Source organism: Caballeronia glebae (genome assembly GCF_001545035.1).
In the GTDB taxonomy this organism is placed as follows: domain Bacteria; phylum Pseudomonadota; class Gammaproteobacteria; order Burkholderiales; family Burkholderiaceae; genus Caballeronia; species Caballeronia glebae.
In genome coordinates this window covers 35,053-61,083 of record NZ_FCOJ02000019.1, presented here as the reverse complement: position 1 = coordinate 61,083, position 26,031 = coordinate 35,053, and the positions used below count along the sequence as shown (strand labels likewise).

22 protein-coding genes and 4 pseudogenes are annotated in these 26,031 nt (G+C 63.3%); 10 read left to right on the top strand and 16 right to left on the bottom strand.

Annotated features, from left to right (window positions below):
* The first annotated feature begins 103 nt into the window (after window positions 1-103).
* The gene (locus AWB82_RS15265) at window positions 104-577 is read left to right on the top strand and encodes an Lrp/AsnC family transcriptional regulator (protein ID WP_086968475.1); all 474 of its coding nucleotides are present in this window, start codon (window positions 104-106) and stop codon (window positions 575-577) included.
* A 16-nt stretch (window positions 578-593) separates the two neighbouring features.
* Here the strand turns inward: AWB82_RS15265 and AWB82_RS15260 are convergent, their stop codons facing one another.
* The 6 genes and pseudogenes from AWB82_RS15260 to AWB82_RS15235 all read right to left on the bottom strand — a co-directional run bounded on the left by AWB82_RS15260 (window position 594) and on the right by AWB82_RS15235 (window position 5,032).
* Window positions 594-827 (bottom strand): hypothetical protein, encoded by a 234-nt coding sequence (locus AWB82_RS15260; protein ID WP_235023305.1) that lies wholly within the window; start codon window positions 825-827, stop codon window positions 594-596.
* A 153-nt stretch (window positions 828-980) separates the two neighbouring features.
* Window positions 981-1,121, bottom strand: a pseudogene (locus AWB82_RS15255) (SDR family oxidoreductase); the annotation flags it as partial.
* A 47-nt stretch (window positions 1,122-1,168) separates the two neighbouring features.
* Window positions 1,169-1,969, bottom strand: a complete 801-nt coding sequence (locus AWB82_RS15250; protein ID WP_086968635.1) for an ATP-binding cassette domain-containing protein — start codon at window positions 1,967-1,969, stop codon at window positions 1,169-1,171.
* Window positions 1,970-1,974: 5 nt separating this feature from the next.
* Window positions 1,975-2,757 (bottom strand): aliphatic sulfonate ABC transporter permease SsuC, encoded by a 783-nt coding sequence (ssuC, locus tag AWB82_RS15245; RefSeq protein WP_086968472.1) that lies wholly within the window; start codon window positions 2,755-2,757, stop codon window positions 1,975-1,977.
* Complete coding sequence (ssuD, locus tag AWB82_RS15240) at window positions 2,754-3,902, bottom strand: FMNH2-dependent alkanesulfonate monooxygenase (RefSeq protein WP_086968470.1); 1,149 nt, start codon at window positions 3,900-3,902, stop codon at window positions 2,754-2,756. The genes ssuC and ssuD overlap by 4 nt, the downstream gene beginning before the upstream one ends.
* Before the next feature lie 143 nt (window positions 3,903-4,045).
* Entirely contained in the window at window positions 4,046-5,032 is a 987-nt protein-coding gene (locus AWB82_RS15235) for a sulfonate ABC transporter substrate-binding protein (protein ID WP_086968467.1), read from the bottom strand.
* 235 nt (window positions 5,033-5,267) lie between these two features.
* Between AWB82_RS15235 and AWB82_RS15230 the strand changes: the two genes are divergently transcribed.
* Window positions 5,268-6,095: a MetQ/NlpA family ABC transporter substrate-binding protein gene (locus AWB82_RS15230; protein WP_086968466.1), complete on the top strand. Its 828-nt coding sequence runs from the start codon at window positions 5,268-5,270 to the stop codon at window positions 6,093-6,095.
* A gap of 247 nt (window positions 6,096-6,342) precedes the next feature.
* On the opposite strand, the gene AWB82_RS15225 is transcribed toward AWB82_RS15230, so the two are convergent.
* The 3 genes from AWB82_RS15225 to AWB82_RS15215 form a co-directional block, all read right to left on the bottom strand.
* Complete coding sequence (locus tag AWB82_RS15225; RefSeq protein ID WP_086968463.1) at window positions 6,343-6,537, bottom strand: hypothetical protein; 195 nt, start codon at window positions 6,535-6,537, stop codon at window positions 6,343-6,345.
* Window positions 6,538-6,856: 319 nt separating this feature from the next.
* Window positions 6,857-7,552 carry a CBS domain-containing protein gene (locus tag AWB82_RS15220; protein ID WP_086968634.1) on the bottom strand — a complete coding sequence of 232 codons (696 nt, stop codon included), beginning with the start codon at window positions 7,550-7,552 and terminating at the stop codon, window positions 6,857-6,859.
* 159 nt (window positions 7,553-7,711) lie between these two features.
* A complete protein-coding gene (locus AWB82_RS15215) occupies window positions 7,712-8,551 on the bottom strand; it encodes an alpha/beta hydrolase (RefSeq protein ID WP_086968461.1) in 840 nt (279 codons plus the stop codon).
* Between the two features lie 268 nt (window positions 8,552-8,819).
* On the opposite strand from AWB82_RS15215, the gene AWB82_RS15210 reads away from it, so the two are divergent.
* Both AWB82_RS15210 and AWB82_RS15205 read left to right on the top strand, forming a co-directional pair.
* Complete coding sequence (locus AWB82_RS15210) at window positions 8,820-10,382, top strand: hypothetical protein (RefSeq protein ID WP_086968458.1); 1,563 nt, start codon at window positions 8,820-8,822, stop codon at window positions 10,380-10,382.
* A gap of 349 nt (window positions 10,383-10,731) precedes the next feature.
* Complete coding sequence (locus AWB82_RS15205) at window positions 10,732-13,863, top strand: acetoacetate--CoA ligase (RefSeq protein ID WP_086968456.1); 3,132 nt, start codon at window positions 10,732-10,734, stop codon at window positions 13,861-13,863.
* Between the two features lie 59 nt (window positions 13,864-13,922).
* Here the strand turns inward: AWB82_RS15205 and murJ are convergent, their stop codons facing one another.
* Window positions 13,923-15,302 carry a murein biosynthesis integral membrane protein MurJ gene (gene murJ, locus AWB82_RS15200; protein WP_086968453.1) on the bottom strand — a complete coding sequence of 460 codons (1,380 nt, stop codon included), beginning with the start codon at window positions 15,300-15,302 and terminating at the stop codon, window positions 13,923-13,925.
* Window positions 15,303-15,598: 296 nt separating this feature from the next.
* Here murJ and AWB82_RS15195 point away from each other — a divergent pair, with 296 nt between their 5' ends.
* The 4 genes and pseudogenes from AWB82_RS15195 to AWB82_RS15175 form a co-directional block, all read left to right on the top strand.
* Window positions 15,599-16,648, top strand: a complete 1,050-nt coding sequence (locus AWB82_RS15195; RefSeq protein ID WP_235023303.1) for a glycoside hydrolase family 55 protein — start codon at window positions 15,599-15,601, stop codon at window positions 16,646-16,648.
* Window positions 16,649-16,749: 101 nt separating this feature from the next.
* Window positions 16,750-17,058 carry a hypothetical protein gene (locus AWB82_RS37645; RefSeq protein WP_086968448.1) on the top strand — a complete coding sequence of 103 codons (309 nt, stop codon included), beginning with the start codon at window positions 16,750-16,752 and terminating at the stop codon, window positions 17,056-17,058.
* Window positions 17,059-17,202: 144 nt separating this feature from the next.
* Complete coding sequence (locus AWB82_RS15185) at window positions 17,203-18,231, top strand: SGNH/GDSL hydrolase family protein (RefSeq protein ID WP_086968445.1); 1,029 nt, start codon at window positions 17,203-17,205, stop codon at window positions 18,229-18,231.
* 306 nt (window positions 18,232-18,537) lie between these two features.
* Window positions 18,538-18,867, top strand: a pseudogene (locus tag AWB82_RS15175) (dihydrofolate reductase family protein); the annotation flags it as partial.
* Here AWB82_RS15175 and AWB82_RS39340 read toward each other — a convergent pair.
* A pseudogene (locus tag AWB82_RS39340) lies at window positions 18,868-19,209 on the bottom strand (bestrophin-like domain); the annotation flags it as partial. It abuts the pseudogene before it with no gap.
* A gap of 158 nt (window positions 19,210-19,367) precedes the next feature.
* Window positions 19,368-19,658, bottom strand: a pseudogene (locus AWB82_RS15165) (dihydrofolate reductase family protein); the annotation flags it as partial.
* Here AWB82_RS15165 and AWB82_RS15160 point away from each other — a divergent pair.
* Complete coding sequence (locus AWB82_RS15160) at window positions 19,563-20,054, top strand: bestrophin-like domain (RefSeq protein ID WP_235023302.1); 492 nt, start codon at window positions 19,563-19,565, stop codon at window positions 20,052-20,054. The pseudogene AWB82_RS15165 and the gene AWB82_RS15160 overlap by 96 nt on opposite strands.
* A 10-nt stretch (window positions 20,055-20,064) precedes the next feature.
* On the opposite strand, the gene bktB is transcribed toward AWB82_RS15160, so the two are convergent.
* The 3 genes from bktB to AWB82_RS15145 all read right to left on the bottom strand — a co-directional run bounded on the left by bktB (window position 20,065) and on the right by AWB82_RS15145 (window position 24,247).
* A complete protein-coding gene (gene bktB, locus AWB82_RS15155; RefSeq protein ID WP_086968442.1) occupies window positions 20,065-21,249 on the bottom strand; it encodes a beta-ketothiolase BktB in 1,185 nt (394 codons plus the stop codon).
* Window positions 21,250-21,280: 31 nt separating this feature from the next.
* Entirely contained in the window at window positions 21,281-23,083 is a 1,803-nt protein-coding gene (locus AWB82_RS15150) for an acyl-CoA dehydrogenase (RefSeq protein WP_086968439.1), read from the bottom strand.
* 159 nt (window positions 23,084-23,242) lie between these two features.
* Window positions 23,243-24,247 (bottom strand): AraC family transcriptional regulator, encoded by a 1,005-nt coding sequence (locus AWB82_RS15145; RefSeq protein WP_200818115.1) that lies wholly within the window; start codon window positions 24,245-24,247, stop codon window positions 23,243-23,245.
* 277 nt (window positions 24,248-24,524) lie between these two features.
* Between AWB82_RS15145 and AWB82_RS15140 the strand changes: the two genes are divergently transcribed.
* Window positions 24,525-25,034, top strand: a complete 510-nt coding sequence (locus AWB82_RS15140; RefSeq protein ID WP_235023301.1) for a hypothetical protein — start codon at window positions 24,525-24,527, stop codon at window positions 25,032-25,034.
* Window positions 25,035-25,064: 30 nt separating this feature from the next.
* Here AWB82_RS15140 and AWB82_RS15135 read toward each other — a convergent pair whose 3' ends face one another.
* Complete coding sequence (locus AWB82_RS15135; protein WP_235023300.1) at window positions 25,065-25,958, bottom strand: LysR substrate-binding domain-containing protein; 894 nt, start codon at window positions 25,956-25,958, stop codon at window positions 25,065-25,067.
* Between the last annotated feature and the right edge of the window lie 73 nt (window positions 25,959-26,031).

Here is a 26,031-nt window from a genome sequence, read left to right as displayed (position 1 = left end):
TCAGTGTAAATTTGTTACGGCACAATATGATTTCCTAACGCGAGCAGACAAACCCTAGTTTGCGCGTCCGGATTTTATCGAATGGGGTATCGGAGAAAGAAAATTGCAGACTATCGAGATCGATCGTATCGACCTGCGTTTGCTCGGGATGCTGCAGTCGCGCGGACGCATCTCCAATCTTGAACTGGCGGAGGCGATCAATCTGTCGCCCGCGCAGACGTTGCGGCGGCATCGGCGGCTGGAGGAACTGGGCGTGATCAAGGGCTACGAGACGCGGCTCGATGCGCAGGTGCTCGGCTTCGGCGTGGTGGCCTTCATTCAGGTGACGATGGAGCGCGGCCACGTGCGCGACCTCGCCAAGTTCAAGGGCGTCGTCGGCAAGCTCGCGGAGATTCAGGAATGCTTCGCCGTGACCGGCGATATCGATTACATGCTGAAGGTGATCGCGCGCGATCTCAAAGGGCTGTCGGAATTTTTGCTCGATACGTTGATGCGCATTCCCGGCGTGAGCGGCGTGAAGTCGAGCGTGTGCCTCGACGAGTTGAAGTGCGTGAGCGCGGTGCCGCTTGAAGCGTAGTTCCGGCCATGAAACGCTATGAAGCCAACGCTACGATGGAGTCGATGAGTTCAGCGCCGCCTTCAATGTCCTCGTTGCCCACGAATCGCGATACTTCCATGTGGCCATCGTTGAACACGTCGATCTCGATACGTTGACCCACGACGGTTACTGAGACGAGGACACTTTCCGGTCTGTGGCGGCCGAGCGCATAAGCGATCCTCGCGGAATCGAGCTTCTGCAACAATTCGAATAGCGGGTGGGACGACATTTCATTTTTCTATTTTTTGAACCGGACTACTTATCATATCGAGGTGTCATCTCCAATTCATTGAGGTAGCTCAATACGTGGATGATTCGCGAACAAACGCGGCGTACCCTCCTTCGCCCGGAAGACCCGCGCCGCAACTTCAGCAAAACGCGTTCAAATCGCCATGCCGCCCGACACTTCGATGCGTTGCGCATTCACCCAGCGATTGTCTTCGGACAACAACGACGCGATCATCGGTCCGATATCTTCGGGAAGTCCAGCGCGGCCGAGCGCGGTCATGTCCGCGATGCGCTTGAGGATAACGAGCGCGGCGCTGACGGGTCGTGCGAAAAGCCGAACAGTCAGCCGCGCCGAAGCACTTGCGAAAGCACCTGTTCTTCGAGTTCCGCGAAGCCTGGCGTCGTGCGCGTGCGCGGCCTTTGCAGCGACACCGCCGTATCGAGCGTGATGCGTCCCGCATCGATCAGCACGATGCGATCGCCGAGCGACACGGCTTCCTGCACGTCGTGCGTGACGAGCAACGCGGTGAGCTTGTGTTCGCGCCACAAGCGTTCGATCAAGCTCTGCATTTCGATGCGCGTCAACGCATCGAGCGCGCCGAGCGGTTCGTCGAGCAGGAGCAGATCCGGCCGATGTACGAGCGCGCGCGCAAGCGCCACGCGCTGACGCTGCCCGCCCGACAAACGCGAGGGCCAGTCCTTCTCGCGCTCGGCGAGGCCCACTTCCGCGAGCGTCGCGCGGGCTTCGTCGCGCTTGTCGCGCGGCAGGCCGATCATCACGTTGTCGAGCACGCTCTTCCACGGCAACAGGCGCGCGTCCTGAAACATGATGCGTATCTGCAGTTGCTCCGATCGGGCGGCGGCGTTGCGCTCCAGGATGCCGCCCGACGGCTCGTCGAGACCGGCGATGAGCCGCAGCAAGGTCGACTTGCCGCAGCCGCTGCGGCCGACGATCGACACGAAGCTGCCGCGTTCGATCGAGAAGTCCAGCCGATCCAGCACGAGGCGCTCGCCGAAGCGCTTCTCCACGCCACGCAGCGACACGGCAACATCGCGCCCGACAAGCGGCGCACGCGCGATGGGCTGCGTGCGCGGCAGGGTCTGCGAGAAACCGTCGGCGTTGCCGGCCAGCGTCGAATTCATCACGGTCATGATTGCGTCTTCGTTTGATAGGCCGGATGCCAGCGCAAGGTCGCGCGTTCGATGGCGCGCGCGGCCATGTCGGCGAGCTTGCCGAGCAGCGCATAGAGCAGAATGCCGACCACCACGACATCGGTTTGCAGGAACTCGCGCGCGTTCATCGTCATGTAGCCGATACCCGATTGCGCGGAGATGGTCTCGGCGACGATCAGCATCACCCACATCAGTCCGAATGCGAAGCGCACGCCGACGAGAATCGACGGCAATGCGCCCGGCAGGATCACATCGCGATACAGCGCGAAACCGGACAAGCCATAACTTCGCGCCATCTCTATCAGATCGCGGTCGACCGAGCGAATGCCGTGATACGTGTTGACGTAGACCGGGAAGAACACGCCCAGCGCGACGAGCACGAGCTTCGCTTCCTCGCCGATGCCGAACCACAGGATCAGCAGCGGAATCATCGCGAGCGCGGGGATGTTGCGGATCATCTGCACGGTCGAGTCGAGCGCGATTTCGGCGGGCCTGAAGAGACCCGTCGCGAGACCGAGCAGGAAGCCGATGCCGCCGCCCATCGCAAAGCCCGCGAGCGCGCGGCCCGCGCTGACCTTCACGTTGGCCCAGAGATCGCCGGACTCGATCAGCGACCACGCCGCCTTCACCACCGCGAGCGGTTCGGGCAGCACGCGCGACGAAAGCCCGCCGGTGCGCGCGGCGCTTTCCCACGCGATGAGGATCATCAACGGCACGAGCCACGGCAACGCGCGGCGAGCGATCGATCGCAGCTTCATGATGCCGATGCGCGCGGCAATTCCGACGTGCCGATGACTTCCCCGAACGGCCCCGACAGCGGCCCGCTCGCCTGCTCGCGCTGCTGACGCGGCAAGAGCGGAAACACGAGTTCGGCGAAGCGATACGACTCTTCCAGATGCGGATAGCCCGACAGGATGAACGTGTCGATGCCGAGCTCCGCGTACTGCTTCATCAATCCGGCGACCTGCTCCGGATTGCCGACGAGCGCGGTGCCCGCGCCGCCGCGCACGAGCCCGACGCCCGCCCACAGATGCGGATACACCTCCAGCTTGTCCCGCCTGCCGCCGTGCAATGCGGCCATGCGTCGCTGGCCTTCGGAATCCATCTTCGCGAACGAGGCCTGCGCGCGGCGAATGGTTTCGTCGTCGAGTTTGCCGATGAGCTTGTCGGCGTCGGCCCATGCTTCCTCTTCGGTCTCGCGCACGATCACATGCAGGCGAATGCCGAATTTGATCTCGCGTCCTTCGGCTTGCACGCGACGGCGGATGTCGGCCAGCTTCTTCTCGACGTCCTCGGGCGGCTCGCCCCACGTGAGATACGTGTCGATGTGCTTCGCCGCGATATCGTGCGCCGCCGCGGACGAGCCGCCGAACCACAGCGGCGGATGCTCCCTCTGCACCGGCGGATACAGCACCTTGCCGCCCTGCGATTGCAGATGCTTGCCTTCGAAATCGAAGCTGCCGTTCTCGTGCGACTGTTCGAGCAGGCCGCGCCAGATCGTGAGGAATTCGTCGGTGATTTCGTAGCGCGTGTCGTGATCGTGGAAGACGCCGTCGCCGGCGAGTTCGTTCGGATCGCCGCCCGTCACGACGTTGATGAGCAGACGCCCGTTCGAGAGCCGGTCGAAGGTCGACGCCATGCGCGCCGACAATCCCGGTGAGCTAAGCCCAGGCCGGATCGCCACGAGAAACTTGAGGCGCTTGGTCGCGGGAATGAGGCTCGACGCGACCACCCACGCGTCCTCGCATGAACGGCCCGTGGGCAGCAGCACGCCTTCATAGCCGAGCGTGTCGGCGGCTACCGCGATCTGGCGAAAGTAATCGTAATTCGCAGCGCGCGCGCCTTGCGCAGTGCCGAGATAACGGCTGTCGCCGTGCGTGGGAATAAACCAGAAAACGTTCATATTCGTCGGTCTAAATGAGGGCTTGCCGCGTGCAGGAATGCAGCGGCGCTCCGGCGAGTCTAACGACGCGTCGCGCGCAGCCGAACCATCGATTCGCACTAAGGATGTGTGCGATCGTGCTAACGCTAACGCCGGCCGCCGCGTCAGGCGACGTTCCAGCGCGCCTCGGTCACGTCGAGCTTCTTCGGAATCAGCTTGAGGCTCGTGAAGGTATCGGCGATCTGTTGCTGATAGGCGAGCGTGGCCGGATCGATCGATTGCACGCCATACGACGTGCGTCCGAGCGCCGTTTCGAGGATGCCACTATCGAGCCCGACGAGCGGCGACAATTGCGCGGCCACAGCCGGCACGTTATCGCGCGCCCAGCGGTCGACCTGATCGAGTTCTTCGAGCACCGCGTGCACCAGTTGCGGCTGCGCCGTCGCGATCTTGCGCGTCGCGAGGTAGTACTGCACGTTGCGCACGATGCCGTTCGCGTCGGTGAGTTGACGCGCGTTCGCCTGCTTTTCGGCGGCGGCGAGATACGGGTCCCAGATCGCCCATGCATCGATGCTGCCTTGCACGAAGGCGGCGCGGGCATCGGCGGGCGCGAGATAGACAGGCTGAATATCGGACCAGGCGAGGTTGGACTTTCTGAGCGCCTCGACCAGCAGGTAGTGCACATTCGATCCTTTATTCAGCGCAACTTTCTTGCCGCGCAATTCGGCAACGGAATGGACGCCCGAATCCTTCGGCACGACGATAGCCTCGGCGTGCGGCGCGGGCGGCTCGTGGCCGATATACACGAAATCGACGCCCGCGGCCTGCGCGAAGATCGGCGGCGTTTCGCCGACCGTGCCGATATCGACCGCGCCCGCGTTCAGTCCTTCGAGGAGTTGCGGCCCGGCGGGGAATTCGAGCCATTGCACGGTGACGCCTTGCGCGGCAAGGCGCTTGTCCAGCGACCCGCGCGCCTTGAGCACCACGAAGTTGCCATACTTTTGATAGCCGATGCGCAAGGTCTTCGGCGCATCGGCGGCCTGCGCGATGCCCGCCGCGAGTCCGCTCGATAGCCCCGCGCCGAGAGCGGCGAGCTTGAACAGCGTGCGGCGGCGCGCGGAATCGAAGGGCTTGTTCGTGCGGTCGGACATGCGTGTTTCCTCGTTGAGCGAAGGCATACTTACCGATGCCAATGCTGCCGATGTTAACAACGCGCGTCTTATGGGCTAAACGAGAAATCGTGATATCGATAGTGCGCGCGGCGCTTGTTATTCGCTTGTTATTCGATTGTTATCCATTCAGCATATCGATAGTGCCCGATATTATTTGTCGCGCCACGCCCGCGCCTCTAGCATCACGCTTTCTCAATCAGCGGCGTCCGCATCCATGAAGATCAAGCATCCATTCAAAGCCACTCTGTTCTCGATCCTGCTCGCGTGCGGCGTCGTGAGCGCACAGCCGTCGCTCGCGGCGAATCAGACGGTGCGCGTCGGCATCATGTCTGGCGAAGACGAGGATGTGTGGCGCGCCGTGGCGGCCAACGCGGCGAAGCATGGCATCACCGTCAAGGTCACGACCTTCTCCGATTACACGCAACCGAACGAAGCGCTCGCGCAGCACGACCTCGACGCCAACTCGTTCCAGCACAAGCCTTATCTCGATGCGCAAATTCAGGCGCGCCATTACGATATCGTGCCCGTGGGCTACACCTACGTGCAGCCGATCGGCCTGTATTCGCGCAAATGGAAATCGGTCGATGCATTGCCGCAGAACGCCGCTGTCGGCGTGCCGAACGATCCGAGCAACGAAGGCCGGGCGCTGCTGCTATTGCAGGCCAATGGCGTGATCAAGCTGCGCGATAACGTCGGCCTGTTGCCGACCGCGCGCGATATCGCCAGCAACCCCAAGCACGTGCAGATCAAGGAACTGGACGCGGGCATCGTGGGCCGCGCGATCAGCGATGTCGATGCGGCCGTCGTCAACACAGACTGGGCGATCAAGGCGGGAATCGATATTCAGAAGGAACGCATCGCGCAGGAGAAGATGCAGAGCAATCCGTATCGCAACTTCATCGCGGTCAATGCGAAGGATGCGCAGGCGCCTTGGGTCAAGACGCTCGTGGAAAGTTATCAGCAGGCCAATGTCGCTTCGTCGATCCTGAGCGTGTACCACGGCGCGACGCTGCCCGCCTGGGAGGGCGCGCCGCAACGGTGACGTGCGCATTGCCGCCTCGCGGCGCATTCAGTTTCGCCTAACCTTGAATCGGCTTCGACACGGTCCTCTCGCGAGCGATCGTGTCGATACGCACCGGCGCAAAGCCAGCGTTCCCTTTCAAGTCTCAATACCTTGCTTAGGATCGCGACTTATTTAGCTAGCCGATATCGTTCTCTGGCGTGCAGAGACGATATGCCGAGCGATCGATAGCGAAAGCAAGTTCGAGTCGTCGCACCCGCTCGACGAATCAATGAATACGCCGCACGGCACGCAGCAGCAGATCGCCATCTTCCGTGATGCGCGGCAGCCGCGCGCCGCTCACGAGTTGCTCCATCGCGACCAGTTGACGTTCGAGAAGCGTATCGAGTTCGTGCCGGTCGACGATCTGGTCGGCGGCATCCTTGACGAGCATGAGGGTTGCGAATTCGTGGGCGCTGAGCATACCTGTCTCCCGATCTTTTGAATAACTGATGTAGGTATGCGTCGGCTGCAGGCGAAGCGGCACGATGATTTCAGTGCGCGCTTCAGGACACATGACCCCGGGGTACCTCTGGCCGCGATAACAGCGGGATTTGATAGTAGGGCCTGGTGACTATCCACGGCAATTCGGGTCGTCCCGTATGTTGGGAGGCGGGAAGGCAAGTCGGATGGCGGCGCAAGACGCGGCCTGAACGCGATGAAGATCGCCGCAGAAAACGGTTCGAAAAGCGCCAGCGCCTGCCCGACAAGCTCCGACGCTTCATCTCAGACCGCGCGTTTGCTCAGAGACCCGGCATGATCGGATACGGAATCGTGTGATCTTCCACGCCCTTCACGCCCGGAATGCTTTGCGACGCAATCCGCATTGCATCGAGTTGATCCCTCGACCACACCGTGCCCCACAAATGCACCACGCCTTCGCGCACGACGATATTGCGTCCCGGAAACGCCCAGCCGCGTCCCGTGAGATCGCCCATCAGCATCGCGCGAATTTCGGCATCGCTTGCGAGCGCGCCGGGCGAGGCTTCCACGGCGAGCGCCGAAGCCAGCGCCTGCACCAGATTCGAGCGGCTGACGATGCCGACGAGACGGCCCTCGCGCAGCACCGGCACGCGCTTGATGTGATGGCTTTCGAGCACCGCGGCGATGTCGGCGAGCGACGTGTCTTCTTTCACGCAAATGGGTTCGCGCGTCATGATCTCGCCGACCGTCGGCGCATGCGACTTGATGTAGTCGGCCGCGCCGCCATCGTTGCCGAGCATGTCGAGCCACCACGAGCGGCGGTTGCGCTTTTCGGTGCCGATTTCCTCGCGATGAAGCAAATCGCCCTCGCTCACCATGCCGACGACGCGCTCCTCCTGATCGACGACGGGCGCGGCGCTGATACGGTGCTGCACCAGCAACTGCGCCAGGTCATGCACCTTCGTTTCGGGCGTGACGGAAACGACGGGGGAAGTCATTACATCGCGTGCTTGCATCATGTGCTCCGGAGGTCGATTGATGTGGCCATGCGCGTGCGGCGCATGGGTTCGCTTGCGCGAGCCTTGCATCACTTTAAGGATCGCCGCACCATCAACGGTTGACCTGCATCAAGTGTTTCGCTGGAGCACACGTGCGGCGGACCGACGCGGCCAGGCTCAGTGCGCGCCGATGAACGCGGTGACATCGGCGAGAACGGGCGAGTCTTTGCGCCGCGCCGCCGAGAACGATTCGATGATCGTATCGTGGCCGTATCCCGCATATTTCTTCAGTTCGACGACGTCATGATGCGCGCGCAGCGCCTCTGCGAAGCGGTCGCTGTTGCGCGGATCGACATCGGTATCGGCGGTGCCCGCGGCGAGCAGCATCGGCGGCTCGTGTCCCGAGATGAACGCGATGGGCAACGCGCCCGCGCGCAGCGCCGCCGGAAAGATCTCGTCCATGTGGGGGTCGCTCGTCGGGATGGCGGCGTAGGGGCCGGCGAGTCCGATCATCCCGGCAAGCGAAGTATTCGCGATACCTTGCGCGGCGAGATAGCGCGGATCGGTCGCGAGCATGGCGGCCATGTGCGCGCCGGAGGAATGCCCCATCAGGAAGATGCGTGCCGGATCGCCGCCGAATTCGCGCGCGTGATCGCGGGTCCAGCGCACGGCGGTGGCGGCGTCATCGAGGAATCCCGGAAAAACGGCGTCCGGATAGATGCGGTAATCCGGCGCGACCGTCACGATGCCGTGCGCGGCGAGCGCTTGCGCGACATCGCGCGAATCCGTCCGATGACCGCTTTGCCAACCTCCGCCGTAGAAATACACGACGACCGGGCGGCTCGCGCCCGCGCGGGAATCGGGGGCATAAACATCGAGCCGCTCGCGGGGCGCGTTGCCATAGGCGACGCCGTCGGCGCGTTCGTCATCGTGTTCCAGTGCGCGGGTCGCTATCACGCCGCCCACGCTTGCAGCCAGCGCGAGCGAGATGAATTTTCTTCTTGCCGGAAAATGCATGTTGCCTTCGGATTTTCTTTTCAAACGAAATTACACGATGTTCGCGCGCGGCTGTCCGTGCGGAAGTTATCGTTTCGAGCAGTCGAATCCATGCTTACGCTGACCTGACGAATACTTTATTAATAGATCATTTTCTTAGGATGCCGATTGCTTTTCCGCTAACAATAACCCATTTTTTCGAAAGCTTTTTGAAAAACATTCGAAGGTCATTCGTTCTCCAATCTGTCGCCTCGTGCAATCGCTCGATGGGACTTTCGAGGAGAACGTCATGGCCAACGTATTTTCAGATATCGATGTTATCCGATCGTCGATCCGAGAACGCTGGGGCATCGTCGACTGGGACAAGTATTTCCCGTGGTGGCGGCGACCGTCGAACGTTCGTCTGCTTATCTATGCGGACGGCGGCGTGCATTTGCAGGGCGGCTCGTTTCTGGGCATGCAGTATGTCTACAACCTGCTGAAGAGCCGCGCCTACACGTATGTCCACTTCTCCGTTTCGTTCGTGCACCGTGACGGAACCGATCCCACCGCGACGATCCAGGGCGCGAAGAAGCTGACCGACCTCGACATCATGAACAACTATGACGAGATCTGGTTCTTCGGGCAGAACTCCATCCCGGACCTCACACCGGACGAACTGACGCTGCTCGACACGTTCATGGCCGCGCCGAAGCAAGGCGGCGTGCTCGCAACCGGCGACCATGCCAGTCTCGGCCGTGCGATTGCCGGACAGATTCGCCGCGCGGGAAAAATGCGTCTGTATCCGGCGCCCGACTCCATCGCGCCCGGCTGGAACACGACAATCGTCGAGGGCCCGGACACGAACACGACCTATGACTTCGACGATCAGTCCGACGACACGCCGCAGCAAATCCGCTACAGGCGTTATGTCGTGAGCCAAACGGGAGCGTTCTTGCGCACGCGGCCGCATCCGCTGCTGTGCGGGCCGGACGGACCCATCGACGTGCTTTGCGATCACGAGCACGAAGGCGAAGCGCTCGCGCCCACGCCCGTGCCCGGCGATCCGGACTGGCCGTCGAAAGCCGGCTATCAGGAGCCGCCCGAAGTCATCGCCTGGGGCAGGATCAAGGACCCGGCCGCGACGAAGCACGGCCAGGAGATCGGCGTGATTTCGGCCTATGACGGACACAACGTCGATGTCGGGCGCATCTCCGCCGACTCGACGTGGCACCACTGGTTCGACATCAACCTGACGGGAATCGCCGCGCTGCCGTCGCCGTATGCGGGATTCGACGACACGCCCGCAGGCAGGCTCGCGCTCAAGAAACTCGACGCCTATTTCCTGAACACCGGCGTCTGGCTCGCGCCGCCCGCGCGACAGGTGGAGATGCGCAACGCGGCATGGTGGTCGATCTTGTGGACGAATTACATCGTCGAGCTTTCGGGCGCGACGTCGATCATTCAACTGGGGGCGGCCGCAATCGACGCGCTAGGGCGGCGTTCGTCGCGATGCATGACGAGCCAGTTCATTCTCGACGTTCCCATCATCAAGTCGAAGATCCCCAAATGGGAATGGCCGATGTGGCTGGACAAGCTTCGTCTCATCGAATTTCCGCTCGAACAGTTCGTGGCCGGCGGCATTCTTCAACGCTTGATGCACGACTTCGGCGTGACGGCGCGGCAAACGCGCTTTCCTGTCGCGCCGCCTAACGACGAACAATTCGGGCGCGCCATCGACCAAGGCGCCGAAGCCGGACTTCATGAACTCGCGCGGTATTACCGCGAGGACATGGCGCAGTTGAACGAATTGCTCGAACGGCATCTGAGCGACGCGCGCATCGAAGAAGAGGAAGTTATCGCGCAGAAGTAAATGCAACGCGCGCGAATAAAGCATAGCGGCAGGCGTGTTTCGTCATGCGATGAAATGCGCCTGCGCGGTTTGTCGACAAGCTATCAACCATTCAATTGGCTTCAATGGTCACGTCATTCCTACCGAATCCCGGCACGCTCCGTCAGTCAGCCGACGACTTTTGTTTCTCTCCGCACATTATCGGACGATCTGGCTGGCTACGCTTCATCGTCGATGACAGCGGTCCGCCCGGAAACGGACCTTAACAATTCAAGAGCGTCCGAAGCGCCCACCACAATTCAAAGATTCAAAAATAAAAAGGCAAACCGACGGCACAAAGGTATTGCCATAACCGCTGAGGGAGCATTTCATGGATCGTTCGCAATCGCCCAGCGAGGCGAAGTCGCGTCTGCCGATTTTCGACCAGGAGACCGTCCGCACCACACCGTCGCAGATAAGCGCATTCACCGCGGCGCTGCAGGCACACACTGGTCAGTCATTCAAAAGCTATAGCGAATTGCATAACTTCTCGACCCGGGAATACCGGGAATTCTGGAAGTGCTTCATGCAATGCACGCCCGGATTGGAATGGTCGGGCAAAGCCGAGCCCGTATGCGTCGGCGATAGCTGCGAACACGCGAGTTTCTTTCCCGACGTCAATCTGAACTACGCCGAGAATCTTCTCGGGTTCTCGATCGCGCCCGCCGACGCGCCCGCGCTCACCGCCTGTCACGCCGATGGACGCCGCGTGCGTCTCACGCGCGGCGAGTTGCGCGCGCGCGCGGCTCGCCTGGCCGACGCGCTCATGCAACTCGGCTTGCGCGAAGGCGACCGCGTCGCGGGCGCGATGCGCAACGATGCCGATGCGATCGTCACCGCGCTTGCCGTGACCGCGATCGGCGCGACGCTGTCCACCGCCGCGCCCGAGATGGGCATCGAGACGCTGCTCGACCGCTTCACGCAACTCGAACCGCGCTTCCTGTTCGCGCACACCGCCGCGCAGCCGTTCGACACCGGCACGCCGCTCGCCGCGAAGATGGCGATGCTCGCCGACGCGCTGCCTTCGCTCGCGGGCATCGTCTGCATCGACGGCGATCCGTCGGCGGTGCGCGCCGCGCCGCCCGTCCACTCGCTCAACGCGCTCTGCGCGGCCGGCGATCCGGAGCGCCTCGAATGGAAACGCTTCGGCTTCAACCATCCGCTCTTCGTGATGTTCTCGTCGGGCACGACAGGCAAGCCCAAATGCATCGTGCATGGTACGGGCGGGAGTCTGATCGAGCATCTGAAGGAACATCGGCTGCATTGCGATCTTCGTCCCGGCGATCGTATGTTCTTCCACACGAGTTGCGCGTGGATGATGTGGAACTGGCAGATGTCCGCGCTCGCGTCGGGCGTCGAAGTCGTGACCTACGACGGGCCGATAGCATCGGTCGATACGTTGTGGCGGCTCGTCGCCGAAGAGCGCGTCAACGTGTTCGGCACGAGTCCCGCCTATCTGAAGATGTGCGAGGACGCCGGGCTCGTGCCATCGCGTGAGTTCGATTTGAGCGCCCTTCGCTCGATGATGTCGACCGGCGCGATCCTCTTCGACGCGCAGTTCGAATGGGTTCGCGACAACGTGAAACCGTTGCGGCTTCAGTCGATTTCCGGCGGCACCGACATCCTCGGCTGCTTCGTGCTCGGCAATCCGGACCTTCCCGTGTACGCGGGCGAAGCGCAGTGCAAGAGTCTCGCATTCGACGTGCAGGCGTGGCGCGACGGTGCGCGCGCGCAAGGCGTAGGCGAACTGGTGTGCGTGAATCCGTTTCCGTCGCGGCCGCTCGGATTCCTCAACGATCCGGATGGCGAGCGCTTTCACAAGGCTTATTTCAGCGCCAATGCCGGCGTATGGACGCATGGCGACCAGATCGAGTTTCCGCCGGAAGGCACGGCGCGTATGCACGGCCGCAGCGACGGCGTGCTCGTCGTGCGCGGCATCAATGTCGGGCCGGGGGAGATTTATCGCGTGCTCAACGACATCCCCGAGATTCGCGAGGGCATCGTCGTTCAGCAGCGCGTGCGTGACACCGCCGGAGTCGATGCGCCGGGCAATCCTGTCGGCGAGCGGCTCGTGCTGCTCGTCACCCTTAAAGCCGGCGCGCGGCTCACGGGCACGCTGATCGCGCGCATCCGCCGCGATCTCGTGCGGCGCGCGTCGGCCGCGCATGTGCCCGATGTGATCGCGGCCGTCGACGATCTGCCGGTCACGCATAGCGGCAAGCTCACGGAAGCCGCGGTGCGCAATGCGGTCAACGGACTAGACGTGACCAACGCCGCCGCGCTGCGCAATCCCGCATCGCTCGATGCAATCCGCCTGCATCCGGCGCTGCAACCGCGATCCGGCAACCAGCCGCAGAGCTACGCCACGCGCGAGGAACTGGAGCGGCTGTTGCAGATGAAATGGGAGCAGCTCTTCGCGTTCGCCCCGATCGGGCGCGACGACAATTTCTTCGAACTCGGCGGACATTCGCTGCTTGCGGCGCGTCTGCTCGCGGAACTGCAACCGATCGTCGGCCGGCCGATTCCGCTCGCGACCATGTTGCGCGCGCCGACCATCGCGAAACTCGCCGATGTGATCGACAACGGCGCGCTGCCGCAGACATCGGAACTGCTCGTGCCGATGCGCGAAGGCGAAGGCGCGCCGCTCTTTCTCGTACACAGCGTGACGGGATCGGTGCTCGAATGCACGCGGCTGATCGGCAGCATGCGCAAAGAGCGCCCGGTGTACGGCCTGCAAGCGCTCGGGCTGGATGGCGAAACCGCGCCGCAACGCCGCGTCGAGGACATGGCGAAGACTTACGTCGAGCAGATTCGCAAGGTTCAGCCGAACGGGCCGTATGCGCTCGCCGGATTCTCCTTCGGCGGACTCATCGCGCTCGAAATCGCGCAGCAATTGTTCGGCGCGGGCGAGCAGACGGAATTCGTGTGCCTGCTCGACACCTACGTGCAGGAACGCTGGCTGCCGTTCTTCGCGTTGCTCTCATTCCGGCGCGAATATGCGAGCCGGTTGTTGAAGACGGTCGCGAGCATGTCGCCACGGGAGCGCGTGGGTTTCGCGAGCGCCAAGTTTTCAGCCGCCGCGAACAGAGTGGCGATGCGGCTCGGCCGCGTGCCGCGAGCGCAGCCAGCGCCAACCGCCGATCCCATGCCGCCGGTGTTGCGGCGCATGCGCGACACGTTCCGCGCCGCGATGAACAATTATCGGCCGAAGCCGTATGAAGGCGGCCGGATCGTCTACGTGCGGGCGGCTTCGCGCGAGAATGACCGGGGCGATCCGCTGCCGCTCTATCGCAAGATCGCGCGCAAGGGGCTGACAGTTGCGGAAGTGCCGGGCAACCATGCGGGCGTCATCGAGGAACCGGGTGTGTCCGCCGCCGCCGCCGCGCTCGACCGGGACTACAGCGCGGAGGGCGAACCCGAAGTGCGGCGGCGCGGTCATCGCGTCATGGTTCGGGGCGCGTAGAACCGGCGCACGGATCGTCGGCCGCTCGCCACAACGGAGCGGCCGACGATCGACGAGATTTACTCGCTGCCTGAACCTTCCTTGCCATTGCCCGTATAAAGCGGCGCGTAGCGCGTCCAGACGAAATAGCAGGCGAAGACGGCTGCCGCGCCGACTCCGGTGCCGAGCGGCACGCCTAGCGTTCCATAAAAGCGGATCAGGACTGCATTGGCGGCCAGCTTGGTCGCGAAGCCCAGCACCGAAATGATCGTGATGGCCCGGTAGCGCGCCTCGCTCGCGAACAACTGGATCAGCACGCACATCCCGAATGAAAACGGTATCTGTGAAAGTCCGCAGCGGAACAGGCTCGTGACGGCAATCGTGTCCTCGCTCGTGAAAGCGCCCTTCTGGAAGAGCAGCTTGATCGCGAATGGCGCAAGGGCATAGGCGATCACCGCGCCGACCGTGCCCACGCCCAGCATCACGAACGACCATTTGCGCGCCGTGCTGCGCGCGCGCGCATGATCGCCGCGATGCAGGATTTCGGAAAGAATCGGCAAGGTCGCGCGGCTGATGGCGATCGCGCCCATGCTCACGAGCAGCGAGAGCAACCGGTTCGCATAGCCGAGCGTGGCGATGGCGCCGTCGCCCATATGCGCCATGAAGTATTGATCGACGGGAAGCCACAGATTCGCCACCACCGAGCCGATCAGCAACATGCCGAGCGAGCGCGTCATGCCCGGCCATTGCGGCGCGCGAAACGACAGGCGCGGGCGCGCGGGCACGCCATCGGCGCGTTTGGCGAGTATGCGCAGCCACACGGCCTGAATCACGATGCCGATGGTCGTGCCCACGATGAGCGGCATGATCGACGTGTTGTCGCGCGGGCTCAGCACGAAGATCAGCAACGCAATGGCCGGCACGCATTCCAGCAGCGTGTTGATGTGCCTTTCCGATGCCTGGAGCCGCGCCGCCGAGATACAGATCGTGAACGCCAGCACGCCGACCGGCGTCATCCCGACGACCATTTGCCGGCACATCTCGCGCGTCGATTCGGCGAGCGTTCCCGAGAAGAAGCCGACCATGTGCGGCCAGAAAAAATACAGCAGCAGGGAAACCACGACGCCGATGGCAAGCCCCGCGCCTTCGAGTTCGCTGAGAAGCCGGTTCTGCTGCGGCTTGTCGTTTCTGAGCGCGACGAGCGCGGGCACGAGCAGCACGCTCAACTGATTCGTGATCGTCGCGGGCAGCCACGTGACCATCGTGAGCGCGAGTTGATAGGCATCGACGGTGCCGCTGACGCCGTATCGATACGCGATCGCCATTTCCTTCGATGCGCCGATCAACTTCCCGGCAAGCACGAATAACAGCAGGACGAACGCGCTCCTCGCGATGCGCTTGTGATCCTGATGAACCCCGAGCAGACGTTCTCTTAGCGATTGCACTGTTGCGGTCAGCACTTCCCCTCCGGCAATTTGACCTCGATCCGCGCAAGATCGATTGCTACCTTGCGCACCGGGGGAGAGTGCATCAAACGGCGGAGGCGAACTGTTCGCCACGCCACCGGCGCGGGCCGATGCCAGCGCCCATGCCAGCGTCATTACGCACGATCATGCGGGCACGCACGGGTATTTTGCGCACTCGCCGGGTGCGCTACCGTGCAGAAGTCCACGTTCGTAACGTGCGAGAGTTGCCGTTGCGCGCCGGCATGCCGGCGCCTCGTCGTCGTGAATACGCAAGCGTGCACGGAAGGTAAATGAAGAAATCCATTTGGGTTGTTGTAATAATGATTGTCGTTTCCGTGCTCGCGATCAACACGCCCCGCGTGACGCAGCATGTCCAGACGGTCTACGCGGTTTGGGACGACGGCCGGGTTCTGGACCGGCTGAACTGGCAAACCTTCGTGCGCTGGTGGCACCGCCTTAGAAACGAGAGCGACAACGGCGGCCACCGCGCCAGCCTGACGAGTTCGCCGGTCCCGGCCACGTCGAGTTGCCCGCAGACGTCGTTCACGCCGCCCACTCTGATCGACCCGCGCAGTCCGAAGGCGTTCGGCGCGACAGGCGACGGCAAGACCGACGACACCAAGGCGTTCCAGGCCGCCGTCGATGCCGGCGACGTGCTCGTGCCCGCCGGCACCTATCTGCTCAATCACACGGTCGTCGTCACGGCGAGCAACCGGCATATCCAGTGCGAACCGGGTGTGACGCTCAGGAAGACGATCCGCAGCAACGGCAACATGTTCAACTATGAAGGCCCGTCGACGGGAAACAGTCTCGTCGGCTGCAACTTCGCGGGCGCGAATCCGACCCGCATCCGCGAATGGGATCGTCCCGGCGAATACGATATTCCGGTCCAGACCAACGGCGCGGTCGACAACTTCGTCCTCGCGGGCAACAGCTTCCGCGATTTCTTCGGCCAGTCGATGTTCCAGACCGAAGGCCAGGGCGGCGGCACCGGAGCCGTGCTGGTGTTCAACTCGTTCGCCAACTGCCCGCTCTACGGCATCGCGCTCGTGGGCTCGATCAACGGACGCGTGGCCTACAACCTCGCCGACAACTGCCGCATGGGTCCCGAGAACAACGACGCCACGCAAGACACCGGCGGCAATGTCCTCGAATGCAACCGCATGGTCAACGGCGGCAACATCACGGGCGGGGCCAATGGTGAGGGAGGCGTCGACTACAGCCGCAACGTCGTGCGTCACAACATCCTCGACGGCGGCTATATGCAGGTCAGCCCGCCGGAGCACGGGAAAGCGGCGAGGTACATCGACAATACCTGCAACGGCTGCGGGACCGAATGAGGGCGCGCGGCGTCGCGCTCATTTTTCGCTCATTCCCGACGTCCAGAATCCTTCTCAACCGATGCGCGTTCACGCCGCACCGCGTTTCCAGGAGAAGGATCATGAACAAGATCGGATATGTCGCCGTTGCCACGGCGTTCGGAATCGGACTGGTGAGCAGCGCCCAGGCGCATGTGTTCGTCGGCATGAGCGTCGGGATGCCGGTCGTGCCCATCGCGCCTGTCGTGGCGGTCGCGCCCTTCGCGCCCGTGGTTCCGGTCGCGCCGTTCGCTCCGATGCCCGTCTATGCGCCGCCCGTCGCCTATTACGCGCCGCCGCCGCCCGTGTACGCGCCGTCGGTCGCGGTCGGATATTGGGGCGGACATCCGGGCTGGGGTTATCGGCACTATGCGGCGGGTTACTGGCGCTAGCGCGCTGAGTTTCGCCGCCATGCGAAGCGCATCTTTCTTGCTTTACGTTGCCATCGATACCCGAGGCCGCGAGTTCTTCCTCGCCGGACGACATCCCGTCGCCGCGCGCAAAGCCGCCCCGGACAACGATGGGACGGAGGAGCAATGCGCCACGACGGAATCACATTCGGCATTCGCCGCGCAATTTCTGCCGCGTTGATTGCACTCCTTACCTCATGCGGCGGCAGCGGCGGAAGCGACTCGGGCGGAGGCGGCTCGACTGCTCCGGCGGGCGGCGTCAAGCTGCAAGTCGTGGCGTTCGGTGACAGCCTGTCGGACGTCGGTACCTACGCGCCTATCGCAAGCGTGGTCGGCGGCGGGCGCTTCACGACCAATCCGGGACAAGTCTGGACGCAGGACGTCGCGCAATATTACGGCGACACGCTGACCGCGGCGTTCACGATCAACCTCGGGCACGAGTTGAAGCCGCAAAACGGCTTGGGCTACGCGCAAGGCGGCTCCACAGTCGCCACGCCGGCCGACCAGAACCAGTTCCTGACCGATGTAATCGGCGATGTCGAAATGCCGGTCAATCAGCAGATTTCGAGCTATCTGTCCGCTCACGGCAGTTTCAATTCGAGCCAGCTCGTGCTCGTCTGGGCCGGCGCGAACGACGTGCTTCGCGCCGGCAGCCCGCCCGCCGCGACCGCGACCGTGCAGACTGCCGCCAACACGCTCGCGCAACTCGTCGCGAAGATCGTGCAGAGCGGGGCCGCGCATGTGGTGCTCGTCAACGTGCCGAACATCGGACTATCGCCGGACGGCATTCAGTCCTCCGATGGCGGCGGCAACCTCACGCAACTTTCGCAGCTTTTCAACGCGACCTTGACTTCGGCGTTGCAGGCCAACGGTCTGCAAGGCAAGGTCATCGTGATCGATTCCTATACGTGGACGACGCAGACCATCGCGAATTACCGGGCCAACGGCTTCACCGTGTCCAACACGGCCCAGGCCTGCAACCCGTCGAAGACGCCGCACGACACGTCGCTGCTTTGCTCGCGGGCCACCTACGCCGCGTCGGACGCGGACCAGACCTACATGTTCGCCGACGACCTGCATCCGACGACGCGCATGCACTCGCTCTTCGCGCAGTATGTCGAGCAGCAGATCGCGGCGAGTGGACTGGGGCATTGAGCGCGTAATCGACGGGAAACATGGCAACAGACATCGGCGCACTTGCAGCGGCCACACTCCCGCGGAACTCGAAGGTTTCGCCGACGACACGTTCCGGCAGGCGCTGGCCGGCAAGAACCGGATCATCTATCGGGTGCGGGAAGACGTTCTGTACATTCACCTCGTCTGCGACGCGACGCGATCTGCAGGGCCTGCTTCACCGAATCGTGCTGCGCCTGATCTGAACGCCGCCGCGCTCGTCGATTTCCGTCCGGGTCGTTCGTCGTATCGATGGACCGATCGCGTCCATCGACTCGGAGAACACTCATGCGCAAGCTCGTCGTTTCGATTTTCATCAGCGTCGATGGCGTGATTCAGGCTCCCGGCGGCCCGACCGAAGACGCAAGCGGCGACTTCCGTTTCGGCGGCTGGATCGTTCCCTATGCCGACGAAGCCATCGGCCAGCACGTGCAAAGTCTGCTCGCGCAGCCGTTCGAGTTGCTGCTCGGGCGTCGCACCTACGACATATTCGCGTCGCACTGGCCGCACGTTTCCGCCGATTCGAAGAGCCGCGCCATCGCCGATGTGTTCAATCGCGTACCGAAGCACGTGGCCACGCATCGCTCCGGCGCGCTCGACTGGCGCAACAGTCATGCGCGCCATCATCGGCCATTCGGTGCCGACGGTGTACTCGATGTATTCCCGCACCAGCTTTCGCAACTGCGTCTGCGCGTCTTCCGGGAACACGGCGGAAAGCACGACGACCGATCGCAGCGCGCCGGCTTCGGCGTCCACGGCGTTGTTGGCGCGCGCCGTGTCGTTCCAGACCTGCGCGGCGGTGAAGGCGATGAGCAAGCCGAAGATGATGCCGATCGGCGAAAGCAGGCCGGGCGAAAGCGCGGTGAACGAGCGCCGATACGCGCTGGCCGCGAGCCGTCCCGTCACGAAATGGACCGCCGCGCCTGCCGCGCCCGTCGCGCCGAATACCGCGAGCGTCATCTGCCACAACGGAAGGTTATGCAACCAGGTGCTCGTCATCGGGATGTGCTCCGTGGACAAACGACGGATCGATGTATCGGCTGGACGGAAAGCACATTTAATCACAGGCGGCGCGGTATCGACCGGTGCGACGCCGCGCGTTTGCGAGCGTCAATCGCTTATTCGAACGTGCCGGTGCGCACGTTGCCATCGCGCAGATAGCGCGTGACGAGCACGCCGCCGGGCGTGCGCGCCGAGTGCGCCAGCGTGAAGGCGGACGCGAGCGCGTCGTCGCCGAACAAGCGTTTGCCGCGTCCCAGCATCACGGGGTAGATCAGCAGGCAAAGCTCGTCGACGAGGCCGGCCGCGAGCAGTTGACGCACGGTTTCGCCGCTTCCGAAAGTCAGCAGATTCGCGCCTTCATCACGTTTGAGCGCGCGCACCGCGTCGGCGAGTTCGCCCGTCAGGGCGCGGTCACGCTGAAAATCAGTCCGCCCACGCTCAACGAGGCGCTTCAGTTCACGCTCGCCCTGCCGGCGAACACGGCGGGACAACAGACCGCGCAGCGCCAGTTGACGGTATCGCTGGAGCAGGCGCTCGAAGCGCGCCGCGAGCGCATTCTGGTGAGCCGGTCCGAAGTCAGCGGCATCAAATGGCTATGCCTGAGCTTTCTCGCCGTGTGCCTCGTGTTCGCGATCGCGCTAGTGCATGGCGAAAACCGGCTCACATCCGCACTCGCGCTCGGGCTTTTTTGCGCGAGCCTCGCAACGACCATGCTACTGATTCTTTCGCACGATCGCCCTTTCTCCGGCGAGATCGCCGTGAAGCCCGAACCGCTGTTGCAGGTGATTCCCGCAGCCCGGTGACTTCATCGTTTCATTGCAGATTTTCGAAAATCGCCGCGATGCCCTGACCACCGCCGATGCACATCGTGACGAGCGCGTAACGCCCGCCGATGCGCTTCAGTTCATAGAGCGCCTTGACCGTGATGAGCGCACCCGTCGCGCCGACCGGATGACCGAGCGAAATGCCCGAGCCGTTCGGATTGACCTTTTGCGGGTCCAGTCCCAGCTCGTTTGTCACCGCGCACGCCTGCGCGGCGAATGCTTCGTTGGCCTCGATGACATCGAGCTGGCCGATGTCGAGACCGGCCCGTTCGAGCGCCTTGCGCGTCGCCGGCACGGGACCGATGCCCATGTACGCCGGATCGACGCCCGCGTGAGCGTAGGACACGAGCCGTGCGAGCGGTTTCGCGCCGCGCCGCTCGGCTTCGCCGCGCTCCATCAGCAGCACGGCCGCCGCCGCGTCGTTGATGCCCGAAGCGTTGCCGGCCGTCACCGTGCCGTTCTCCTTCGCGAACACCGCCTTCAGGCTTTCGAAGTCGCTGGGGCTCGCATCGTGGCGCACGTGCTCGTCGGTATCGAAGACGACATCGCCCTTTTTCGCGCGCACGGTGATCGGCAGGATCTGGTCGCCGAAGCGCCCTTGCGCGATCGCACGCGCCGCACGGCGATGCGATTCGAGCGCGAGCGCGTCTTGCGCCGCGCGCGAAATGCCGTATTTGCGCGCCACGTTCTCCGCCGTCACGCCCATGTGGATCTTCTGAAAGGGATCGTGCAGCGCGCCGAGCATCATGTCGACGAGCTTGCCGTCGCCCATGCGCTGTCCGAAGCGCGCGCCCGGCAGCGCGTACAGCGCGCGGCTCATGGACTCCGCGCCGCCGCCAATCGCGATATCCGCGTCGCCCAGCATGATGCTCTGCGCGGCCGAGACGATGGCCTGCAGGCCCGAGCCGCACAGACGATTCACCGTCAGCGCCGGCACGTGGTGCGCCACGCCGCCGTCGATCGCCGCGACGCGCGCGAGGTACATGTCCTTCGGCTCCGTATGAATGACATTGCCAAACACCACGTGATCGACTTCATCGCCGGCGACGTTCGCGCGCTGCAGCGTTTCGCGCACGATCATCGCGCCCAGTTCGGTCGGAGAGAAATCCTTCAGGCTGCCGCCGAAGTCGCCGATCGCAGTCCGCACGCCGCTTGCCACCACTACTTCACGCATTGCTTCGCTCCTGTTGGTTTGCGCTCTCGCGTCAGAATTGCGCTTCGCTCAATGCGAACAGCGGGTCGTCGCCGTGCGCGCAAACGATCGCCGTTTCCAGCGCGCGCGCCTGCGTCAGCACGTATTCGGAGAAGCAATGCGCGGTCGCGATCTTCGCGCCGTGGAACGCCGGATCTTCGGCGCGCCTGCGTTGTGCGACCAGCAGCGCGCGCGCCATCTGCCAGCCCGACAGTACGATGCCCGCGAGCTTCAGATAGAGCACGCCGCCCGCGAACACCGCATTCGGATCGCGCTTGCCGGTTTCGAGCACGTACGCGACGACGTTCGCAAGCGCGTCGCGTCCATCGGTGAGCCGCCGATGCATCGCCTCGAATACGCGCGCCGCATCGCCCGCATCGGTCGACTTCAATGCGTCGAGCGTCTCGTCGATTTGCGCGAGCAGCGCGTGCGCGGCCGCGCCGCCGTCGCGAAGCGTCTTGCGGCCGACGAGATCGTTCGCCTGAATCGCGGTCGTGCCTTCGTAGATCGACAGGATGCGTGCGTCGCGATAGAACTGGGCCGCGCCCGTCTCCTCGATGAAGCCCATCCCGCCATGCACCTGAACGCCGAGGCTGGTCACGTCGATCGCCATTTCGGTGCTCCAGCCTTTCACGATCGGGACGAGGAATTCGTTGAGCGCCAGATGACGGGCGCGCGTGTCGGCGTCATCGTGATGATGGGCGATATCCGCGTGCGCGGCCGCGACGTAGGCGAGCGCACGCGCGCCTTCGGTCAGCGCGCGCATCGTGCCGAGCATGCGGCGCACGTCGGGATGCCGGATGATCGCGACGGAGCCCGCGCCCGAACCGTCTACGGGACGGCTCTGAACGCGTTCCTTCGCATACGCGGCGGCCTTCTGATACGCCGCATCGGACAGTGCGATGCCCTGCAGACCGACGCCGAAGCGCGCCGCGTTCATCATGATGAACATGTATTCGAGACCGCGATTTTCTTCGCCCACGAGGTAGCCGATCGCGCCGCCGTGGTCCCCGTACTGGAGCACGGCGGTCGGGCTCGCCTTGATGCCGAGCTTGTGTTCGATCGACACGCACTGGACGTCGTTGCGCGCGCCGAGCGTGCCGTCGTCGTTCGACAGGAACTTGGGCACGACGAAAAGCGAAATGCCCTTCACGCCCTCGGGCGCATCCGGCGTGCGAGCCAGCACCAGATGGACGATGTTTTCGGCCATGTCGTGCTCGCCCCAGGTGATGAAAATCTTGGTGCCGAACACCTTGTAGGTGCCGTCGCCCTGCCGTTCGGCGCGCGAACGCACGAGCGCGAGATCGGAGCCGGCTTGCGGCTCGGTCAGGTTCATCGTGCCGGTCCAGACGCCTTCGATCAGCTTCGGCAGATAGCGCGCCTTCAATTCATCCGAGCCCGCGAGCAGCAACGCCTCGATGGCGCCGTCGGTGAGCAGCGGGCACAGCGCGAACGACAGGTTGGACGCGTTCAGCATCTCGATGCACGGCGAAGCGATGAGCTTCGCGAGTCCTTGTCCGCCGAACTCGGCCGGATGGCTGATGCCTTGCCAGCCGCCTTCCGTGTATTGGCGGAATGCATCGGCGAAACCGGGCGTCGCCGTGACCGTGCCGTCGCGCCACTCGCTCGGCTGCTGGTCGCCGCGCGCGTTCAGCGGCGCGATGACTTCGGCGGCGAGTTTCGCGCCTTCGTCGAGAATGGCAAGCGCTGTGTCCGCATTCGAATCGGCGAGGCCGGGAAGCTCGCTGATGCTTGCAATATCTGCCAGCTCTTCCATGACAAACATCATTTCTTTGACGGGCGGCGTGTAATTCATCGATGACTCCTGACCCGCAGCTTTTCGATAAACACGCGCTGCGGCAACGAACGTTGATGTGTTGCGGTGCATGGTATCAACGCCGCCGGATTCCTTTGCTACCGGAATCTGCCCTTTCACTGACAAAATCTGCCAAACGAGCCGGCCGCTCGCCGCGCGTTATTCGTCCTTTCTTTGCCGGTATGCGGCAGGCGTGCTGCCGGTCCAGTGACGGAACGCGCGATGAAACGCGGTCGGATTGTCGAATCCGACGTCATAGGCAATCGCCGCGATGGCGTCGTCCGAACGGGTCAGGCGCTGAATCGCGATATCGCGGCGCACTTCGTCCTTGATCGCCTGAAAGGTCGTTCCTTCCGCTTCGAGACGCCGGCATAGCGTGCGCATCGAATAGTGCAACTGCTGCGCGACGGCATCGACGGTGGGCGTTTTCGGCAGGCCGGCGGCGATGCAGTGCCGCACCCGATGACACACCATTTCCTCCGTGAACGAGACGAAAATCCAGTCTTCCGGAGCGCGCTGAAGGAACGCGTCGAGATCGGATTTCCGCTGCCGGATCGGGCGGTCGAGATAGCGCGCGTCGAACGCGATGAGCGTGCGATCGCGCCCGAAGCGAACCGGCCCCGGAAACAGATACAGCAGATCGCCGGACTGCGCGGGGCGCATGAATTCGAACGCCGCTTCGACCAGCGGAATCTTCGCGCGTATGAGCCACGAAGCGACGCCATGCACGAGCTTGAGCACGAGTTCGCGCGCGAGCGCGCTGGCCTGCGGCCCATGCGGATTCGCAATGAACTCGACGATCGCGTAGCGCCCTTCCCTGCGCGACACGAGCTGGAATTCATCGAGTACCAAGTGGAAGAATTGTCCGAAACGATGCAGCGCGACCTCCAGACGCGGCGCGTCGAGCAGGCTCAGACACAGGAACTTGAGCGTGCCGTTGCGCAGCGGGCGCGCGAAGATTCCCGGCATCTCGTCGTCGAGTTCCATGGCGAGCAAACGGTAAAGCGTCGAGAACTGTTCCTGCGTGACGCGCGCGGCGGGCATGCCGAGCAGATCGTGCGGAATGCCGGAATGCTCCGCGAGCCGAACGACGGCTGCGCGGTCGGCGCCCGAAAGGAAACCGTTGACGACCGAAATGGGAACAGTGGCGGAAGGAGGCCTCATGACGAAATCGGACAGGGTGGAAACGCGAGGCTGATTTTGTCATAGCTCCGGCGCGAGGTTGCCGGAGACGGGTTTGCGGTTTCGTCTACGTCGACGCCATGCGTACGTTCGTGCTTCGCGAATCGGTAAGAACGAAGCACTGGATCTTTCAATTTGAAACTTCTATAAAAGGATGTGCAAGCATCGTCCGAAAGGCATCCATCAGGGACCAAGGTGCTTGCATAATTTATTTAGTAATTCGAATGATTTACGAAGAATAACATCACCGAGGTCGATCATGGCCGGCTTCAGCGGTTCACGGAAAATCCTCACACTGTCGCTTTCGGGCATGGTTGCCGCCGTATCGGCGACATCCGCCGGATGGGCGCAGACGCTTCCCAAACAAGGCAATATCGAAGCCACGTACACCGCATCGGGAGCGGACGTGCGCAACATCAGCGTGAGCGGCGACGACGCGGTGTATCTCTTCGAGTCGACGCTTCTGATGACGAACAACAACAAGGCGCCGCTGATGCAGAACGTCACCGCGCGCTGTGTCGAGGCCGGCTTCAGCGCGGGCACGGCAACCGGCTACTGCGTGTATTCCGACAAGGACGGCGACAAGTTCGTCGAAGCCTTCACCTATCAGGGCGGTTCCACCAAGGGCAAGGGAACGCTCGGATCGGGCACGGGAAAGTACAAGGGCATCGAAGGGCACTTCGACTGGCAGCAGACGCTCGCCCTGCCCTCCGACAAAGGGACGTATAACTACGTCGGCAAGAAGACCGGAAGTTATCGCATTCCCTGATCGAGCCGCGCCTCGCGCCCGGACGATCCGTCAAAGCTCGAAGATGGACGCCACGTGATCGATGAATGCCCGGACGACGGGCGGCAGTCCGCGGCGTGTCGTGAACACGAGGTGGACGATTCCGCGCTCGGTTTTCCATTCCGGAAACACATGAACGAGCGCGCCGCTAGCGAGTTGCTCCCGGCAGACATGATCGGGCAGCAAGGCGACGCCGAGCCCCGCCGCCGTCGCATCGCGCAGTGAGACGTAGTCCACGCACGTCATTCGCGGCTCGCTTCGGATCGTATGAGAGGTATCGTCCGGTCCGGTGAATTCCCAGGCGATCTCGCCCATCTGGTCCGTGGTCGCGAGAGTCGGCAAGGTGGACAACACGGCAATGTCCCCGTTCGCGCAAAGCGACGCGACGACGGGCGCCGCCACCAGAATGCGGCTCGAATGTCCCAATGTGCGCACGATCAGCGACGCGTCGGTATCCAGTCTGACGCGCACGCGAATGGCAATGTCGATGCGTTCCTCGATCAGATCGACGGGGCGGTCCACGGCGACCACCTGCAAGCGCGCCTTCGGAAACCGCGCGAGGAACGTGTTGTATGCCTTCGACAGGGTCGGCATGAGACCGAGCGGACAACTGCACCGGATAAGCCCGCGCGGTTCGCTCAGCGCCTCGGAGACAACCGAGTCGGCCTGCTGGACGTCGAGGATGATCGTCCGGCAACGCTCGTAGAAGGCTTGCCCGACTTCGGTCACGCGAAAGCGGCGCGTCGAGCGCTCGATGAGGCGCACGCCGAGCCGCGCTTCGAGCCCGGCAATGCGGCGGCTGATCGTCGATTTGGGCGTGCGCAATACGCGACTCGCCGCGGCAAAACCGCCGTGCGCGACCACCTCCGCAAAAAGAACGTAATCGTTGATGTCCGCCATGCTCATTGACCCATTTTTGGAACGATCAAACCCGAATTTGGAGTCTACCGCGCCGATTGTCTCATCGGCATGATGTTCT

Bases quoted from the DNA above. Each gene is read 5' to 3' on its own strand.
- AWB82_RS37645 (WP_086968448.1), top strand. From the start codon at position 16,750: ATGAACAAGATCGGATATGTCGCCGTTGCCACGGCGTTCGGAATCGGA.
- ssuD (WP_086968470.1), bottom strand. From the start codon at position 3,902: ATGAACGTTTTCTGGTTTATTCCCACGCACGGCGACAGCCGTTATCTC.
- AWB82_RS15205 (WP_086968456.1), top strand. From the start codon at position 10,732: ATGGATCGTTCGCAATCGCCCAGCGAGGCGAAGTCGCGTCTGCCGATT.
- AWB82_RS15210 (WP_086968458.1), top strand. From the start codon at position 8,820: ATGGCCAACGTATTTTCAGATATCGATGTTATCCGATCGTCGATCCGA.
- AWB82_RS15150 (WP_086968439.1), bottom strand. From the start codon at position 23,083: ATGAATTACACGCCGCCCGTCAAAGAAATGATGTTTGTCATGGAAGAG.
- AWB82_RS15235 (WP_086968467.1), bottom strand. From the start codon at position 5,032: ATGTCCGACCGCACGAACAAGCCCTTCGATTCCGCGCGCCGCCGCACG.
- AWB82_RS15260 (WP_235023305.1), bottom strand. From the start codon at position 827: ATGTCGTCCCACCCGCTATTCGAATTGTTGCAGAAGCTCGATTCCGCG.
- AWB82_RS15145 (WP_200818115.1), bottom strand. From the start codon at position 24,247: ATGAGGCCTCCTTCCGCCACTGTTCCCATTTCGGTCGTCAACGGTTTC.
- AWB82_RS15215 (WP_086968461.1), bottom strand. From the start codon at position 8,551: ATGCATTTTCCGGCAAGAAGAAAATTCATCTCGCTCGCGCTGGCTGCA.
- AWB82_RS15250 (WP_086968635.1), bottom strand. From the start codon at position 1,969: ATGAATTCGACGCTGGCCGGCAACGCCGACGGTTTCTCGCAGACCCTG.
- AWB82_RS15195 (WP_235023303.1), top strand. From the start codon at position 15,599: ATGAAGAAATCCATTTGGGTTGTTGTAATAATGATTGTCGTTTCCGTG.
- AWB82_RS15135 (WP_235023300.1), bottom strand. From the start codon at position 25,958: ATGAGCATGGCGGACATCAACGATTACGTTCTTTTTGCGGAGGTGGTC.
- AWB82_RS15185 (WP_086968445.1), top strand. From the start codon at position 17,203: ATGCGCCACGACGGAATCACATTCGGCATTCGCCGCGCAATTTCTGCC.
- AWB82_RS15230 (WP_086968466.1), top strand. From the start codon at position 5,268: ATGAAGATCAAGCATCCATTCAAAGCCACTCTGTTCTCGATCCTGCTC.
- AWB82_RS15225 (WP_086968463.1), bottom strand. From the start codon at position 6,537: ATGCTCAGCGCCCACGAATTCGCAACCCTCATGCTCGTCAAGGATGCC.
- AWB82_RS15220 (WP_086968634.1), bottom strand. From the start codon at position 7,552: ATGCAAGCACGCGATGTAATGACTTCCCCCGTCGTTTCCGTCACGCCC.
- ssuC (WP_086968472.1), bottom strand. From the start codon at position 2,757: ATGAAGCTGCGATCGATCGCTCGCCGCGCGTTGCCGTGGCTCGTGCCG.
- bktB (WP_086968442.1), bottom strand. From the start codon at position 21,249: ATGCGTGAAGTAGTGGTGGCAAGCGGCGTGCGGACTGCGATCGGCGAC.
- AWB82_RS15140 (WP_235023301.1), top strand. From the start codon at position 24,525: ATGGCCGGCTTCAGCGGTTCACGGAAAATCCTCACACTGTCGCTTTCG.